The 15,369-nt window shown below is 52.4% G+C and carries 12 protein-coding genes; 8 read left to right on the top strand and 4 right to left on the bottom strand.

The window, feature by feature from the left end; translation table 11 throughout:
* Nucleotides 1-97 precede the first annotated feature (97 nt).
* The gene (locus FH974_RS25125; RefSeq protein ID WP_053061798.1) at nucleotides 98-2,635 is read left to right on the top strand and encodes a penicillin acylase family protein; all 2,538 of its coding nucleotides are present in this window, start codon (nucleotides 98-100) and stop codon (nucleotides 2,633-2,635) included.
* A 390-nt stretch (nucleotides 2,636-3,025) separates the two neighbouring features.
* Here the strand turns inward: FH974_RS25125 and FH974_RS25120 are convergent, their stop codons facing one another.
* On the bottom strand, nucleotides 3,026-3,499 hold the full coding sequence (locus FH974_RS25120) for a NanQ anomerase/TabA/YiaL family protein (protein ID WP_047884952.1): 474 nt from the start codon (nucleotides 3,497-3,499) through the stop codon (nucleotides 3,026-3,028).
* A 130-nt stretch (nucleotides 3,500-3,629) separates the two neighbouring features.
* Complete coding sequence (locus tag FH974_RS25115; RefSeq protein ID WP_047884953.1) at nucleotides 3,630-4,970, bottom strand: DUF2252 family protein; 1,341 nt, start codon at nucleotides 4,968-4,970, stop codon at nucleotides 3,630-3,632.
* A gap of 52 nt (nucleotides 4,971-5,022) precedes the next feature.
* Between FH974_RS25115 and FH974_RS26390 the strand changes: the two genes are divergently transcribed.
* Nucleotides 5,023-5,148, top strand: a complete 126-nt coding sequence (locus FH974_RS26390) for a hypothetical protein (protein ID WP_277991790.1) — start codon at nucleotides 5,023-5,025, stop codon at nucleotides 5,146-5,148.
* Between the two features lie 45 nt (nucleotides 5,149-5,193).
* Here FH974_RS26390 and FH974_RS25110 read toward each other — a convergent pair whose 3' ends face one another.
* Complete coding sequence (locus tag FH974_RS25110) at nucleotides 5,194-6,540, bottom strand: DUF4397 domain-containing protein (protein ID WP_047884954.1); 1,347 nt, start codon at nucleotides 6,538-6,540, stop codon at nucleotides 5,194-5,196.
* 239 nt (nucleotides 6,541-6,779) lie between these two features.
* Here FH974_RS25110 and FH974_RS25105 point away from each other — a divergent pair, with 239 nt between their 5' ends.
* From FH974_RS25105 to FH974_RS25085, 5 genes are all read left to right on the top strand, one after another.
* A complete protein-coding gene (locus FH974_RS25105) occupies nucleotides 6,780-7,421 on the top strand; it encodes a hypothetical protein (protein ID WP_146149670.1) in 642 nt (213 codons plus the stop codon).
* A 108-nt stretch (nucleotides 7,422-7,529) separates the two neighbouring features.
* On the top strand, nucleotides 7,530-8,099 hold the full coding sequence (locus FH974_RS25100) for a sigma-70 family RNA polymerase sigma factor (protein WP_047884956.1): 570 nt from the start codon (nucleotides 7,530-7,532) through the stop codon (nucleotides 8,097-8,099).
* Nucleotides 8,092-8,829 carry a ChrR family anti-sigma-E factor gene (locus tag FH974_RS25095; RefSeq protein WP_047884957.1) on the top strand — a complete coding sequence of 246 codons (738 nt, stop codon included), beginning with the start codon at nucleotides 8,092-8,094 and terminating at the stop codon, nucleotides 8,827-8,829. The genes FH974_RS25100 and FH974_RS25095 overlap by 8 nt, the downstream gene beginning before the upstream one ends.
* 761 nt (nucleotides 8,830-9,590) lie before the next feature.
* Nucleotides 9,591-11,621 (top strand): DUF885 domain-containing protein, encoded by a 2,031-nt coding sequence (locus FH974_RS25090; protein ID WP_047884959.1) that lies wholly within the window; start codon nucleotides 9,591-9,593, stop codon nucleotides 11,619-11,621.
* A 137-nt stretch (nucleotides 11,622-11,758) separates the two neighbouring features.
* On the top strand, nucleotides 11,759-12,922 hold the full coding sequence (locus tag FH974_RS25085; protein WP_047884960.1) for a glutathionylspermidine synthase family protein: 1,164 nt from the start codon (nucleotides 11,759-11,761) through the stop codon (nucleotides 12,920-12,922).
* A gap of 58 nt (nucleotides 12,923-12,980) precedes the next feature.
* On the opposite strand, the gene FH974_RS25080 is transcribed toward FH974_RS25085, so the two are convergent.
* Nucleotides 12,981-13,865, bottom strand: a complete 885-nt coding sequence (locus FH974_RS25080) for a radical SAM protein (protein WP_047884961.1) — start codon at nucleotides 13,863-13,865, stop codon at nucleotides 12,981-12,983.
* Nucleotides 13,866-14,375: 510 nt separating this feature from the next.
* On the opposite strand from FH974_RS25080, the gene FH974_RS25075 reads away from it, so the two are divergent.
* A complete protein-coding gene (locus FH974_RS25075; RefSeq protein ID WP_207103928.1) occupies nucleotides 14,376-15,368 on the top strand; it encodes a DUF3187 family protein in 993 nt (330 codons plus the stop codon).
* Nucleotide 15,369 lies beyond the last annotated feature (1 nt).

Raw genomic sequence — 15,369 nt, 5'->3', positions numbered from 1 at the left:
TGTGACTGTTTTCCGGCTTTTTTTATTCCATTCGTGTTTTTGATTTCAGGCTGTCTCAAAAACATTTATCCCTACGACGTAAAGGACTATTCAACGCATGAAAAAACACACTTTGTCTCCCTGCCTTGCTCTGGTAAGTCTGTCACTGCTGACAGCCTGCTCTTCATTGCCGATGCCCGAAGCCTCGCTGGCAGAGACCCGACAAGCCGCACAGGAAGACATTACCATTCTGCGCGATAACTACGGTACTCCGCATATCTACGCCGACAACACTTATGGGCTGTTCTACGGCTTTGGCTATGCCATTGCGCAGGATCGCCTGTATCAGCTGGAAATGGCCAAGCGCAGCGCGCAGGGCAAGGTTGCTGAAGTGCTGGGCAAAGAGTACCTGCCGCTGGATATCAAAGTCCGCGAGCATTACAACCCGGATGCGATCCGTCAGGCCCTGAACGCACTCCCGCCCGAAGATGCCGAAATTTTTCAGGGTTATGCCGATGGCCTCAACGCCTGGATTCGCCATATCGAACAGTCACCAGACACCCTGATGCCCAAACAGTTTCTGGACGGCCACTTCGCCCCGACTCAATGGCAGCCATTTGATGTCGTTATGGTGTTTGTCGGTTCGATGATTAACCGTTTCGGGGATTACAACACCGAGCTGGAAAACCAACAGTTACTGCAGGCCTTGCAACAACAACACGGAAAAACCAAAGGCCGGGCTCTGTTTGATGCCCTGTTGCCGTACCAGAGCCAACAGGCCGTTGATACCATTCCCGACGGTGAGTGGACTGCGCAGGCACGTCAGAAAATCAGAAATGAGCGCGTAGCCGCGCTTCGCCAGACCAACAGCGAAGGGGCGGTGATCGCCAAGACGTCTGCCGCCCCAACCACTCAAGCCCTATTTACGGATGAGACAACCCTCGCCGCCAGAACCGGCCTTGAAGGCACCCTGGGTTGGCGCGGTTTCAAGGAAGCCCCTTTCAGTAACATTCTGGTACTGGGTAAAGCGAAAACTGCGGGGGCCAACGCGGTACTGATCAACGGCCCTCAGTTTGGCTTCTATCGTCCAGCCTACACCTATTCCGTCGGCCTGCACGGCGCCGGTTATGACGTCGTAGGCAACTCTCCGGCTGGTTACCCGCTGGTGCAGTTCGGTCATAATCAGCATATTTCCTGGGGAAGTACCTGGGGCGCAGGGGACAATGTGGACCTGTTCCGGCTCACGCTGAACCCGGATAACCCGGAAGAATACCTGTATAAAGGCCGCTATATTGCCTTCGATAAGCAGCATCAGACGGTGAAAGTCAAAGGCGAAGCCGACCGTATCATTACAGTATACCGTTCCGTGCATGGCCCTGTGATCAACTATGACCCACAGAATCAGGTCGCTTTTGCCAAGCAACGAGGCTGGGCCGGTAAAGAGCTGTCTACCCTGCTGGCCTGGAACAAAGTCGCCCAGGCCAGTAACCACCAAGAATGGCAGCAGCAAGTCGCGCAAAGTGCCATTAACGTGAACTGGTATTATGCCGACCAGCAAGGCAATATCGCCTATGCCCTCGGCGGCCACTACCCGATACGCCATCCGGGCGTCGATGGTCGCCTGCCCACCAACGGTGACGGCAGCGCCGACTGGCTGGGCCTGTATCCGTTTTCCACCAACCCGCAGGTACTGAATCCGGGCAGCGGTTACATTGCCAACTGGAACAATCGCCCTGCCAAAGGGTTTCCTAATCCGGATCAGTGGTGGTACAGCTGGAATACCGTCGACCGAAATCTTGAAATTACCCGCCGGGTCGATGCAGCCAACTTGCTCACTGCACAGGATGCTTGGCAGCTAATGATGGATGCATCGCTCAGCGATCCTAACGCACGTCACTTTGTTCCGCAGTTAGTGACCCTGGCCCGTCACAGCCAGGATCCTGCCCTTCAACAGGCGGCTGAGGTGCTGGCGTCCTGGGACTACCGCAATACCGATGACAACGGTGACGGCCGCTATGATCACCCGGCTTCGACCCTGTTCCGTACCTGGCTGTCCGAAGCACTGACCCTGACCTACACGCCGCTGCTTCCGGATCCCCAACGCGGCTGGTTTACCAACCCCGGTTACGGCAACAAAGAACGCGTGCTGACCAACAGCTATAACATTCAGACCGGGACGAAAGCACTGGCTGCCATCTGGTCTAACCCGACGTACCTGACCACACAAAAGACCGACTCGCTTAAGTTGAATGCACTGCGCACTGCCATTGACCACGTGACCGCCCGCTACGGCACCAATAGCAACAGCTGGCATGATGAGGTCGATGTACTGCGCTTTAGCCATAAAAACTATATTGGTGTACCGCAGGCCGGGCAGGATGAAGTTACCGACACCCCAATCGCACTCAATCGCGGCACGGAAAACAACATGACGGTGTTTGGTCGTGACAAAATTGAAGCGTTTGAAGTCGCCGCCCCAGGGCAATCCGGTTTTATCTCACCCAACGGGGAACGTTCCGCTCACTATAACGATCAGTATGAGGACTTTGTGCAGTTCCGTCTGAAGCCAGTCTACTCATCCCGCGAGGCACTTGAGCAGACTAGCCCGGACAAAACCGTGCTGACGGTCTCTTTACCCGACCCGCAACGCATTTGATTAAAGATCTGGAGCTAGATCTGGTTTCGGAGATGATAAGACAGCCTCAAAGCTGGCTTCAAATGACGAAAAAAGAGGCGCTGCATGCGCCTCTTTTTTATTCGAGGGTTTGCTAAGAGACCCTGTCAGATCTGGAGATCCCTTGTTTTCACCCTTGCACTTGCTATTGGTCTCAGCCCTCAACAGTGCGTGAAATCGACAGACAAGACTCGCCCTGCCAAGGTCTCATCCCCGCCTCCCTCCATTTCAAGGCAAACGGGTGGCAAAGACTCCTGTTCAACAAAATCTAGTCGGTAACAAAATCGAGTAAATAGCAAAATCGAGTAAATAACAGAGACAGTCAGCTAAAAGTACAGCCAGTAAAGGGCTGATCAAGCTTGATTGACAAGGTTACTCAAACAGTGCTTTGTCTACTTTAATCACCACTTTACGAACCGGTGCCGGATCATCATAGGCTGCAACGAGCGGACGATGAGGCTCCCCCGGATAAAAGACAATAAACTCTCCGGCACGGATAGTGACAAATCGCTCCTCCCCCTGAAGCTGTTCGCTGAAGGCAAGGTCTTTCTCATCCAGATAATCTTCATCCAGACCCGCAAACGGCAATATGCCGTAACCGAAGGTTTCAGTGCCTTCAAGCAGCAACTGAACATCAAGATAACGGCGATGACATTCTGACTTACGGTGCGCCAATAGCTGCGTATGATCACTCATCACCAAAAAGAACGCGCTGTCTCCCTGAAGATCGTAACGACCGTCTTCCAGAGGCGAGGCGATTCGCTGGAGAACCTCCGCAATCACTGCCGTCAGCTTGGGTGACAAGCAATGTGTAAATGTAAGATGCGATGTGCTACCGACAAACATAACAGTATCCTTTCATGATTTTCGCTGGCGACTATTCTACCGCTCGGCAGCGCGATGAAAAAGAATTATCGAAACATCGTTTCAAAAAATACATCAAGAACAATATTCGGAGGCCACATACAGAGCAAAATTAATCCAACATCGCGACATGCAGAGCATGATCAGCAATAACCTGCTCACTGTAGTTCAGACAAACCTCAATCATCTCATCGATATAATTAGCCAGTGACTCCACCATAAACAGCTCAAACCGCGAGGAGCGCCGATCACCGCGGGAATGGGCCAGCGCCAACGCCTCACCACAGCTCTGCGCATACTCACTGAGTCGGATTGCCGGATCTTTGCGCGTCACCACCAACTGATCCGGTTTAAGTGCCGCACGGGCATGATGACGGGAGCGCACCAGCCAATGTTTGCCCCGCCAGACGACCTCATCCAGCAGTAAGTCCGGACGACGCTGCATATTCCGCTGACAGTCGGCGGTAAGATGCGCCGGGTTAAGCTTGTTGACCGGGCTGATATCCGGAAACGCAAAAATCGGCGCGGCCTGACGCTGCTGCTTGATCTCCACAATGTGACACATTGCCAGCTCATCAAGGCTGTGCAAATCCTCTGGCCCCACCAACAGGTAATACCGTTCCATATTGTTCGAACCGGTGCCGGCACCAAGGCGGGCAACACAGTCGAGAATGTCATCATCCAGATAAGGCCGAAACACCGCAGCGACTTCCTTGACTTCGTTTTCAGCCAGCACCTGATATTTTTCCGGCTCATCAACAAACCGCAGTACCCCATCCTCAAACCGGGTTGATTTGGCCAGTTGGCTTTTAGTCAGGAAGTCTTTCCCGCCTGCAGCCCGTTTACAGGCCTTGCGCCAGGTTTTATAGAGCGTGTGCTCGTCAGGAAATTTCTTGAGCACCTTGTACCGCATATCGCTGTCAACAATCACTTTCTGTAAAGTGTCGCTGTATGCGTGCAAAAAGCCCCGGCACGCGGCAACGACCGCGTCGTTATCTGGTGCATGGTAATCACTGCCTGACGCTGAGTCTGTGCCGTCACTGATATAACGCCCGTCGAGGATACCTCGGCCAAGGTCTGCCACCAGCGCCACGCTGGTCAGAAAGCGGGCGATATCCCACACCGCGTAGCCCATACAGGCGTCATCAAAATCATTCGGGGAAAAAATCACCTGATCACCCTGCGACCCTTCTTCTGTCAGAAAGCCAAAATTGGCCAGATGGCAGTCGCCCATGATGGTGGTCATGCCGGGTTTTGCAGCCAGCAAACTGGGCAGTGTCAACACACCGGATGCCAGGTCGGCATAAAACAGCTGTGCTGAACCTCTAAAAAACTGAAACGGGCTCAGCGCCATCTTGCGATGCTTGTGCAGGGACGGGTTCGACGGGTCACTCGATTGACCGTCGATCAATTGCAACTGGCGTTTCAGCACAGTTTGTCTGTCAGTACTCATAGACAACAAAGCTCCTTTTTGAGTCAGATTCCGATCCCTTCAAGTATCAACAATGGAGAAAAGATTGGAAAGCCAGACAGAAACACACGACGAAGAAAAAGAACAGGCCCCGCGGATTGAGCAGGGCCCGGTTACAGCAGATGAGCGTGGCCGTTGCCAACAGGATTTTGATTATTAGGATTTCCCGTTGGCCAGCTTGTTTATTCCATTTCCTGTCGAATGCTTACAACGTATTATCCACGTTGAGCAGCAATCCACCGGCAAAGTCGTCCGTCGCAACGACCGAGTACACACCGCCATTCTCCACCTCGGCACTGGCCGTTACGGCAGGGGTGTAAGACGGATCACTTTGAAGTATCACCGCCAGTTGATAAGTGCCAGCAGGCACATTCAGGACAGCGGTCTGTTTGAAATCAACACCTTCCAGCACTACAGTAGAAGCATCAAATACCCCATCGACCGACGCATGGATATCAACGCGTCCCAACCCGGCGGCTGTCGAGCTGGCATGTACGACCCGAACCTTGGCATATGCCGCCACCGGGCGCAGATCTTCTGGAATGATCAAGGGTTCGATGGTGCTGTCAGTGACACTGTTCAGCTTACCCACAGCGTAGATACTGGTGCTGGTTCCGGCTGCAAATGAGGTATCCGGCGCGTCAATGACAACAACAGAGTTATCGAACGCTGCCGCGACACTCAGGTCATAATGTTCGGGGGCAAGCCGAACAGAACGGAACTCACGAAAAGTAATGTCGGACAGCCCATCCACCACACTGCCACTGGCCAGAACATCCACATTCGGGGCATCCGCAACGGCATGTACAACCCGCACTTCCACCTGTTCACCGAGATTACGCAGCACCGTGATTTGCTCGCCATCAGCCACCAGCAGGTTCACCGGAGAAACCGCGCCACCACTGACATTAGGCACCGCCGTGATCAACAAGTCGCTGCCGCCGTTCAACTCAACCGGCCCGCTGGCATAAGCTACCGTTTTGCTGCCAGCCAGAGTCAGGCGTAAACGATAGGTTGCAGCCGGTAATATCACCGGCAGTTCTGGATGATCTTCCTTGAATGCCAGTCCGGCCACCGCCGGTTCAACCGCCGAAATATCCTCTTCAGTATTCAGATAAATGTCGACCGCTGGCACATCAGGATGGGCATGAAGCACATCAACCCGGATTTCATTGCCAGAGGGCAAGATATCCGGTCGGCTAAGAACCACAGGTTCAATGCTTTCAGCCTGATTCACCGCGACAATGTCGTACTGCATATCCGGCGAAAAATCGAGATTGGCACTGATGACTGAGAGCCGTTCATCTCCGGGCAGCAATGCCTCAACCCCGACATTGTAGGTACCTGACTCCACATTCAGCAGCTGGCTGCCGGTTTGATAATCAACATTTTCCAGCCCGCCGACCGTCTCGCCGTTCAGCAGCACTGCCACCGGCGGGGCGTCACTGCTTGCATGGGTAATCCGAATTTGTGAAACATCGTCGTCTTCCAGAGGACAGCCCGTTAAAAACACACTCAGTCCAAGAACGCTCACTACAGATTTCATATTCATAAGAATATTCCTCGTTGTGTACAGCCTGTTTGTGTACTGCCTACGAACAGTTACCTCGCGAATATACGTAGGTGTGTCTGCAACAGGATCACCCCGATGCACATATGATGGCCTTATCAAAAAGAGATTCTCAGGCGCACTCATCCACTTTGGCCTGCGGTGCGTAATGGAGATAAGACCCGGTTAAGCAGCACCGGTAACGAAGCGGTATCAAAAAAAGTCGTCAGAAAAGTAATGGAATGAAGAAAAAGGAGGCCTGTCCTGTGTATTCCGCGTCAAACACACCCAAGTGCATAACAAAGCAGCTGCCTTTCCTGACATCCACCGATCATTGGATGCCGATGACCCGTCACTGCCTGACAGGCAGTGGCTGGCTGTTTACCCAAACTATCCGCGCCGGACAACAAGCCGGGGGCATTTGGTTGGTGATGCAGGACAGTCGCGGTTACCCCGCCATGGCCGATGGTGATGTCATGACGCTGGCGGTGATTGAGTCCGTGGACTGGCTCAGCCAGCAGCAGATTCAGGTGCACATCGCTACACTCTCATTTGGCAGGATTATGCGCTCTTCCGACGCTCCCGCTCAGCCAACCCGGCTTACCGGCCAGCTGTACGGCGGGTGGTCTCCCTCGTCGGTGTCGCTTGCGGCAGATGATGTTTTGATCACCCGGCTGCACCAGTGGCAGGCTGAATTTGGCCTGGTCTGGCCGGAATGGGTGACCAACCAGACGCCCCTCTGTGCCAACTGGGTATGCCTGCGCTGGCTGGAATTACTGCCGCTCTCGCTGAAGACCAAACAGCGCCTGCTCAAGCAACCCTCGGCGCGGAACTGTCTGCGCTACCTGAAAAAAGTTATCAGACAGAGTGATCGTTACCATTAGTGGTTGCGTTATTGGAACACGGCCCCCATGCTTGCAGATAGAGTAATGATGAGACCCATACCTGTAGAACAGTCTGAGGTAGTACACTCCGAGACAAACAAGGAGTTTATGAATAACGACACATTACCCGCTGTGGATGTGGCTGGCTTGCTCGCGCAAATTGCTGAATCCCGTTGCCGAAAAAGTTACGAGACGCTATTTACTTACGTCGCCCCCAAGTTGCTGAGTTTTACCCGCAAGCAACTAAGGGATGAGTCGTTGGCAATGGAAGTGGTGCAGGAAACCATGCTTAAAGTCTGGCTGAAGGCGCATCTGTATGATGAATCCAAAGGCGCAGCACTGACCTGGATCTATTCTGTTGCCCGTAACGTTAAATTCGATCTGCTGCGTAAAACCAAACACCAGCAGGATTGGGTTCAGGGCGATGATTTATGGCCTGTGCTGCACGAAGAGCCGGAGCCGGATCAGTTGCCTGAAGAATTTCGGGCCATCGTCAGTCGCGAGCTGGAATCCCTGATCAACGCCCTTCCCCCTGCCCAGGCCGAAATCGTGCGCATGATCTGCTTACAAGGCGCATCGCATCAGGATGTGGCCGATGCAATTGGGATTCCGCTAGGAACGGTCAAAAGCCGATTACGTTTAGCATTGCAAAAAATGAAGGAGGCTCTGGATGAGTAATATTCGCTTCCATCCGCTTAGCGAGACTTTGCAGCGATTTGCCTCCGGTGATTTAGACCCGGCATCGAGCATCATGATTAGCACCCATTTGGAATACTGCCCGCACTGCCGGCAGCTTGCCTGTTCTATCGAAGACTCACAGGCCGCCGCTGTGCTGGCATCAGAGACACCGGAAGTGGAACACACGGGAACACAAAACACGATAGCCCCCCTTTCTCCGGATCTGATGACGATGATGCACGCCATCATGACCACGTCCGAACCTGATGTAGAGCCTGAGATCGAATCTGGCGATGACTCGGTCTCAGCGGGGATGCCGACGGCCTTAATCCTGGGTGATAAAACCTACCCATTGCCAAGAGCACTGCAGCGACACCGCGATCGCATTGGCCCGTGGTCACGCCTGCCGGGTAAACTCAAGCGGGCTGCCGTTGATGTCGGTGGCCCTCAGAAAATGAATTTCATCTACATGGATTCTGACAGTGCCTTACCGGAACATACCCATCAGGGGCAGGAAATCACGCTGGTGCTGGCGGGTGAATTTTATGATGACCAGGGCACATATCGGCCGGGCGATTTTATCATTCAGACTTCTGCCAACCAGCACGTCCCGAAAACCCGAAGCGGGCAAGACTGCCTGTGCCTGACTTTGCTCGATGCCCCGCTGCATTTCACCTCTGGTCTGGCGACACTGCTGAACCCGTTCAGTCAGTTATTTTTCCGCTTGTAAGTAAATTCACCAAGCAAGCTGTCGTCAAAGAGCAGTCATAAAGAAGAGATGAATAAATTGAGATTTACAGATTATACAGATGGCAGAGGTAATCGGGAGAGCCTCCACTGTCTATCCTCCCTCGACAATTCCTCCCTATAGCTTGCCATAACAAAAAACGCCCCAACTGAAACGGGGCGTTTTTGTTACTGACGGTCGGACATTCTGCATTTCCGTTTATGGCGTTCGATTCATGAGGATCGATTCCTCTGAAGCGCTTGCCCCGGTAAAAAAACATTCTGTTCATCTTATCGTCAATTAGGTTCCCTACTCTAGGTCTTATCATTACCCTAATACCGCATTCCTTCGGGAAATTCGTACCACATACGGGCCGGATCCGTTTGGTACATGAGGTCTCTTTGTGCTCCAACACTAACCAACGACCATTGAAGAGACCTTTTCCTTTCTTGCCTGCTGCGCGCATAATTATCAGTTTTCACTTCACATTATTGAGCAAAAATCGATCTTCAGCCCAATTTCGACACAAACTTTTGCACCCCGGGCACTGTGTTGATGAATATCTCACCACCACAACGGCATGATTGTTCAAAAAACCAACCACACAATGAGATCGAATGCATATTTTTGCTTACACACCATTATGCTGATGTTGCATAGTTATTTTCCCTGTACGCCTTGTGACCGTTTTCACATTTCATTAGATATCAAACCCTTACCCTTAGCGCGTCTGAAGACGGAATACTCATGCAGAAGGAATTAACATGAACAGCAGTAAGCCCCGCAAGAGCCCTCTGGCTATCGCCCTCCTCGCCCTGACCGTACTGGCCGGTTGTAATGACGACACCACCATCGTTGAGCAACCCAAACAAACCGAAAAACCATCAGAGCAGCTACGGACGGTTATGAGCCAATACCAGTCCGCCATGGCCACGCTCGACAGCACCACGTTTGGGCAGGTCAATGACCAGATGGCCGGCTCCAGGCTGGCGGTCGATCGCCAGTATCTGGATAAACTCATGCAGATTGAGCGCAGTGCACTGTCTGACGAAGACAAAATCTATTACGACACATTTCTGTTCGACCGTAACATTGCGATTCGTGGCGCAGCATATCCGAATACCCGCTTCGGTAATTTCGCCATTCCGATCACCCACTTTTATAACTACATAGACTGGAATGCGAGCCACGCAGGCAGCACACAAGACACCCCGGAAGACTACCAGAAACATATTCAGGTCATCCGAGAGTACACCGCCTGGATCGATAACCTCTATTCTCAATACTCTCTGGCGATTGTCGACGAAGCCCGCCTGCCAACAATCCTGACCCAACGTCTGATAGACAGTACCAAAGATGCGTTAGCCGTAGGCACGGATAATTACGGCCTGCTCAAACGCGGGCTGAATGACATGTTGGCGCATGCCGATCAATACAGTGACGAAACCCTCGCCGAATACACAAAAGTCGTGGACGATGCCGAGCTGGCAACCACCCGTCTGGTTGATTTTCTGCAAAGTGACTACCTGACCGGCGCTCGGGGTGAAGGGAAAGTGACTGACACCAACATAGGCTGGGGTGCGTTGCCGAACGGCCAAGCCTGGTACCAGTGGCAGCTGGACAGAAACAGTACCACCGGTAAACCCGCCACCGAACTTCACCAGCTGGGCGAAGATTTGGTCGCCGATGCAAAAGCTGAAATGGAGCGGGTAGCACAACTGGTGATCGACAAGCGTGGCACCAGCATCAAAGCCAAATGGCGAAACGACAGCACTGTTGAAGAGCGGACATTTGTCCTGGCCGATGCCGAAGGCAACATAAACCTGAATGAGTTCTTCGATTACCTCAACAGCGAACAATTCTTCTACGGCCGTGATGGCCGCACTATCGCGAATACCCCGTATGCCGCGCTGTGTGCGGCGGCCTCCAGCCTGACAGCCTGTGAAGCGGCACTGGTGGATTACAATATTTTCAAAACCGACGCTAACGATGTAGTGGCAAAATACTTCAAGCCGATCAAAACCGATTACACCATAGTGCCGGTTCCGGCCAACCGGGAAAAATATGACGGCGTGGCGTCCTACGGCGGAAACGAATTTAACCTGAATACCCATCCGGATTACAGCCTGCAAAAATGGAATGTCTCCACCCTGCTACTGCACGAAGCTGCGCCGGGCCACCACTTCCAGAACGCTTATGCCACTGAATACCCACCTGCCGACAAGCCGGAATACATTCAGGGAGTCTGGTACACTGCCTATGCTGAAGGCTGGGCTCTGTACACAGAATGGCTGGGCCTGGAGATGGGCATTTACGGCGAGCTCAACAGCGACGGCAAGCCTACCTTCGTCAATGCCACCGGGATGTGTAAATCCGATCTTGATTACGCTACGTTCCAGGGCGGGGTCTACACCGATGCCGAAGAATGTAATGCCCTACAATACTTCGGCAGCCTGAACGAAGCCCAGCTGCGTAATATGCGTCTGGCGGTAGATACCGGCATTCATGCCAAAGGCTGGAGCATCAAGCAAGCACAAGACTACATGAACCAGAACTCCGCGTTAGGCGATGGTGACATTGAGTCTGAAAGCTTCCGTTATGCCGCGTATGTCGGTCAGGCTGTGTCTTACAAGTCAGGTTATCTGGTAATCAAAGAGATGCTAGCCAAAGCACAAGCCAAGCTGGGCAACCAGTTCGACTGGGCCACTTTCCACGACCAGCTTCTGAAATACGGTGACCAGCCAATGGAAGTCGTTGAAACCAGCATTGAAAACTGGCTCAAAGCGCAACAGTAATCCAAATCCCGGCACAACCGCTCGGTTGTGCCGGAAACTTGTTTGTTCCCGATCCAACTTCCCCATTTCCCCCCTGTTGCCCGTCCGGCTTTCCATGTAAAAATACGCCTTTCGTTGTGATCATCAGCAGGAAGCACATGCTACGTATTAACAGTAAGGAGCGCCCGTACTGGCGCGAGCAAGCCAAAGAATTCGGTTTTGGGTTCCATACCATGTACGGCGAACCTTACTGGGATGAGTCCGCCTATTACCAGTTCACCCTGGAACAGATTGAGCGTGATCTGGAAGAGCCGACAGAAGAGATTCACCAGATGTGCCTGGAGGTGGTCGATAGCGTGGTCGCAGACGACTACTGGCTGCAAAAATTCCAGATCCCGGAAACCATGTGGCAACCGGTGTTGGATTCATGGAAAAGCCGCGAACCGTCGCTCTACTCCCGACTGGATTTTGCCTACGACGGCAACGGCCCGGCTAAGTTGTATGAAAATAATGCAGATACTCCAACCTCGCTGTACGAAACCGGATTCTGGCAGTGGTTGTGGCTGGAAGACATGGTGAACAGCGGCGCGATTCGCCGAGACGCCGACCAGTTTAACCTGCTGCAGGAACTGATGATGGCCCGTTTTGTCGAGCTGGCCCGTCAGCAGCCGGGGCAGACGCTGCATTTTGCCTGTTGCAAAGAGACCGAGGAAGATCGCGGGACGGTGCAGTACATGGAAGACTGTGCCAAAGAGGCCGGGTTATCAACCGCTTTCGTCTTCATGGAGGATATCGGTCTGAACAGCAAACAGGAGTTTACCGATTTACAGGACAGACCAATCCGCTGGATGTTCAAGCTCTATCCGTGGGAATTCATGTTCCGAGAAGAATATGCCGCCAATCTGACAAAGGCCAAAGTGAACTGGCTCGAGCCAATGTGGAAATCCCTCATCAGCAACAAAGCCCTGCTGCCGCTGCTGTGGCAGAAATTCAAAGGGCACCCGAACCTGCTGCCGGCTTATTTCCCGGATGATCGCCACCTCAGCGAGCTGGGCGATTATGTCATCAAGCCGATTTTTTCCCGCGAAGGTGCCAACATCAGCATTGTCGAACAGGGCCGTCAGACCCTGCGGGTAGAAGGCCCGTATGGCGACGAAGGGATGATCTATCAGGCCTATCATCCTTTGCCGAAATTTAACGGCAGCTATACCCTGATTGGCAGTTGGCTGATCAATGACAAAGCGGGTGGGATTTCCATTCGTGAAGACCAATCACGGGTCACGCAGGATTTGTCGCGCTATCTGCCCCACGTCATTTTGTAAAGATTCATGCTGCCAGTGGCTATCGGCAGCATGTGGCTTTCAGCCGCCTGATCCAACGTTACAAACCTCGCTGCCACTCTTCACGGAGTGGCATGCAGTCAGGATGGGTCAGAGCCAGACTGACCTGCTGTAACATGCGCGCTTTGTCTCGTCCCAAAATGCCTTTCAGTACCAGATAGTTGGATGCATGATCGGAACGAAACACCGTTTTTTCCAATTCCAAATGTTCAAGCAGCCAAGCCATTTCCTGAAACAATTCCGGCTGGGTCAGCAGCCGAAATTGCCCGTCAAAATTGCACGCGAAACGTTCAGTTCCCAATGGAAATGACACCACCAGCGTTGATAGATAATCCGGCTGAGCAGCGTTCATCAGTCGTGCTGAGGCTAATGCATGCTGGCGACTTAACGCAGGGCCAGCAAGGCCATTGAGAATCATCACCGAGCTTTTCATGCCTGCGGCTTTGATTTTTTCCAGCGCTGCCAGAGACGAGGAAAACGTCTCGCCTTTCTCAATTTTAGCCAGCACCTCATCGTCACCGCTTTCACAGCCGACATACATCAGACTTAGCCCAAGATCACGCAACTGAGAGAGCTGCGCTGGCGTCTTGTTAGTCAAATTACGGGGCAGACAGTAGCTGGCAATGCGCTGAACGGTCGGCAGGTAGTGATTAATCAAAGAGCAAATGTGCTGCAACCGTGCAAACGGCAGGGTCATTGCATCACCGTCCGCCAGAAACACTCTGGTTACCCGGGCCCCTGACGCTGCGATCAGCTGCAACTCCCGCTCAATATCGTCAGGTTTTTTCGGCCGGAATTTCTTCTGCGGCTGAGTATACATATCGCAGAAGGTGCAGTGGTTATAGCTGCAGCCGTTTGTCACCTGCAAAATCAGTGATTTCCATTCTGAGGGAGGTCGAAAGACCGGTTCAATATAATTCAGCATGCTGTTCTTCCTTGTTGTGGTTCCGTGTTGTGGTATTTCTTTGTCACTGTTCCCTGCCATTCGGTCTGCCACTGGTTCATGATTGTTGCCTTAATGTGATTTTATGAACGTGGTGCCTGGCTTCGGTTTCCTGACTATCATGACTTCTCAGGACACACACCATCGCCCCTACCGCAATGAAAAACGACGCACAATTAAAGCAACTGTCTGAAACCACTCTGCTATTCTTATTGATAATAATATTCTTAATGAGCAGTCAAGCGACAACCAAGTTACGCCTTGTGTCGTCATCAGCACTGCCTCACACGTATCGCGTGATGTCGTCTCGTGTCATCACAATGCGCCATCACGATCCTGTCATCAAACGTGATTCAGCAAACATTCAGCGACAAAATCGTGATAATCGGAACAATTTACCAACAATTTGACTGATTCAGCTCCTACACAGCTGTTTTGCCTTATAAAAGGGGCTTTCGCTAATCCGCTTTCCATTCGATTAACGGCTTTCCCATGAAAATTAAAACTATAAAGTGCCATTATCATCTGGCCGGAATCAGCCTCTTCGCCGCTGCGCTACCCGTTGATGCTGCCGAGCTGGCCAACACAGAAATCGACTACGGCCCACTGAAAACCTACGCTCAGTCGCCGCTGCAGTCCAACAGCCTGACACCGCTCGTGCGTAGTGGCTTCAGTTATCAGCCCGACACTGTGGAGCTGTTTGCCACCGCGACCATCGCCAGTGTGTGGGCAGAAACCGACGATTACCGGGCCGACTATTACCAGAATGCCTTATCGGTCGGAGGATACTGGCAGCTGAATGATCGCTGGGCCATGGAGCTGGGGTACACCTGGCGTTTTGCCGCCGACAACCATCTCGATAACCTGACCAAAGCATTCCATGATATTTTCGGCCTCGGCCAGAACGGCCGGGACACGGTCGATGACCATTCTTTTGACATCTCCGTTCCGCAGTACGGCGTCGAAATTCATGACTTCGAAGGGGAAACCATGAGTAACGCCTTCAGTTTTTATACCAGTTATCAGCTGCTGGAAAATACGCACCATGGCCTCTCTGTTGGTGGCACTCTGTATTACAACTATGTCGGTAGTGGCCCTTTTAAAGTCAGTAATTTTGAACAGGGCATACAGGCCAATTACAGCTACCGCAATGGCAGACATCGGGTTTACACCCTGCTTGGCATGACCTATCGCCATAGTGACGAAGTTTTATCCGGGATCAAATACAACAAGTTCGCATTGTCCGGCGGCGTCAGTTACCAATATGTCCTGAGTCCCAAACATCACCTGCTCACCGAACTGCATGTTTATGAAGGCGCCTCGGATGCCACCTCAGATCTCAGTGAGCCGTCCACCGAGGTCTTGCTCGGCTACCGTTATCACACCAAGCATGGCGCGATAGAAGTGTCCATGGTTGAAAATATGTTTAACATGGACAACAGTACCGACATCGCTTTTTCTCTGGGCTATCGTCATCAACTGTAAG

It is taken from the genome of Photobacterium ganghwense (assembly GCF_017329545.1).
Taxonomy (GTDB): Bacteria; Pseudomonadota; Gammaproteobacteria; order Enterobacterales; family Vibrionaceae; genus Photobacterium; species Photobacterium ganghwense.
This window is presented reverse-complemented; position numbering and strand designations above follow the sequence as displayed.

Coding starts and splice junctions, on each gene's coding strand:
- FH974_RS25125 (WP_053061798.1), top strand. CDS start 98: ATGAAAAAACACACTTTGTCTCCCTGCCTTGCTCTGGTAAGTCTGTCA.
- FH974_RS25120 (WP_047884952.1), bottom strand. CDS start 3,499: ATGTTTGTCGGTAGCACATCGCATCTTACATTTACACATTGCTTGTCA.
- FH974_RS25115 (WP_047884953.1), bottom strand. CDS start 4,970: ATGAGTACTGACAGACAAACTGTGCTGAAACGCCAGTTGCAATTGATC.
- FH974_RS26390 (WP_277991790.1), top strand. CDS start 5,023: ATGGAGAAAAGATTGGAAAGCCAGACAGAAACACACGACGAAGAAAAA.
- FH974_RS25110 (WP_047884954.1), bottom strand. CDS start 6,540: ATGAATATGAAATCTGTAGTGAGCGTTCTTGGACTGAGTGTGTTTTTA.
- FH974_RS25105 (WP_146149670.1), top strand. CDS start 6,780: ATGAAGAAAAAGGAGGCCTGTCCTGTGTATTCCGCGTCAAACACACCC.
- FH974_RS25100 (WP_047884956.1), top strand. CDS start 7,530: ATGAATAACGACACATTACCCGCTGTGGATGTGGCTGGCTTGCTCGCG.
- FH974_RS25095 (WP_047884957.1), top strand. CDS start 8,092: ATGAGTAATATTCGCTTCCATCCGCTTAGCGAGACTTTGCAGCGATTT.
- FH974_RS25090 (WP_047884959.1), top strand. CDS start 9,591: ATGAACAGCAGTAAGCCCCGCAAGAGCCCTCTGGCTATCGCCCTCCTC.
- FH974_RS25085 (WP_047884960.1), top strand. CDS start 11,759: ATGCTACGTATTAACAGTAAGGAGCGCCCGTACTGGCGCGAGCAAGCC.
- FH974_RS25080 (WP_047884961.1), bottom strand. CDS start 13,865: ATGCTGAATTATATTGAACCGGTCTTTCGACCTCCCTCAGAATGGAAA.
- FH974_RS25075 (WP_207103928.1), top strand. CDS start 14,376: ATGAAAATTAAAACTATAAAGTGCCATTATCATCTGGCCGGAATCAGC.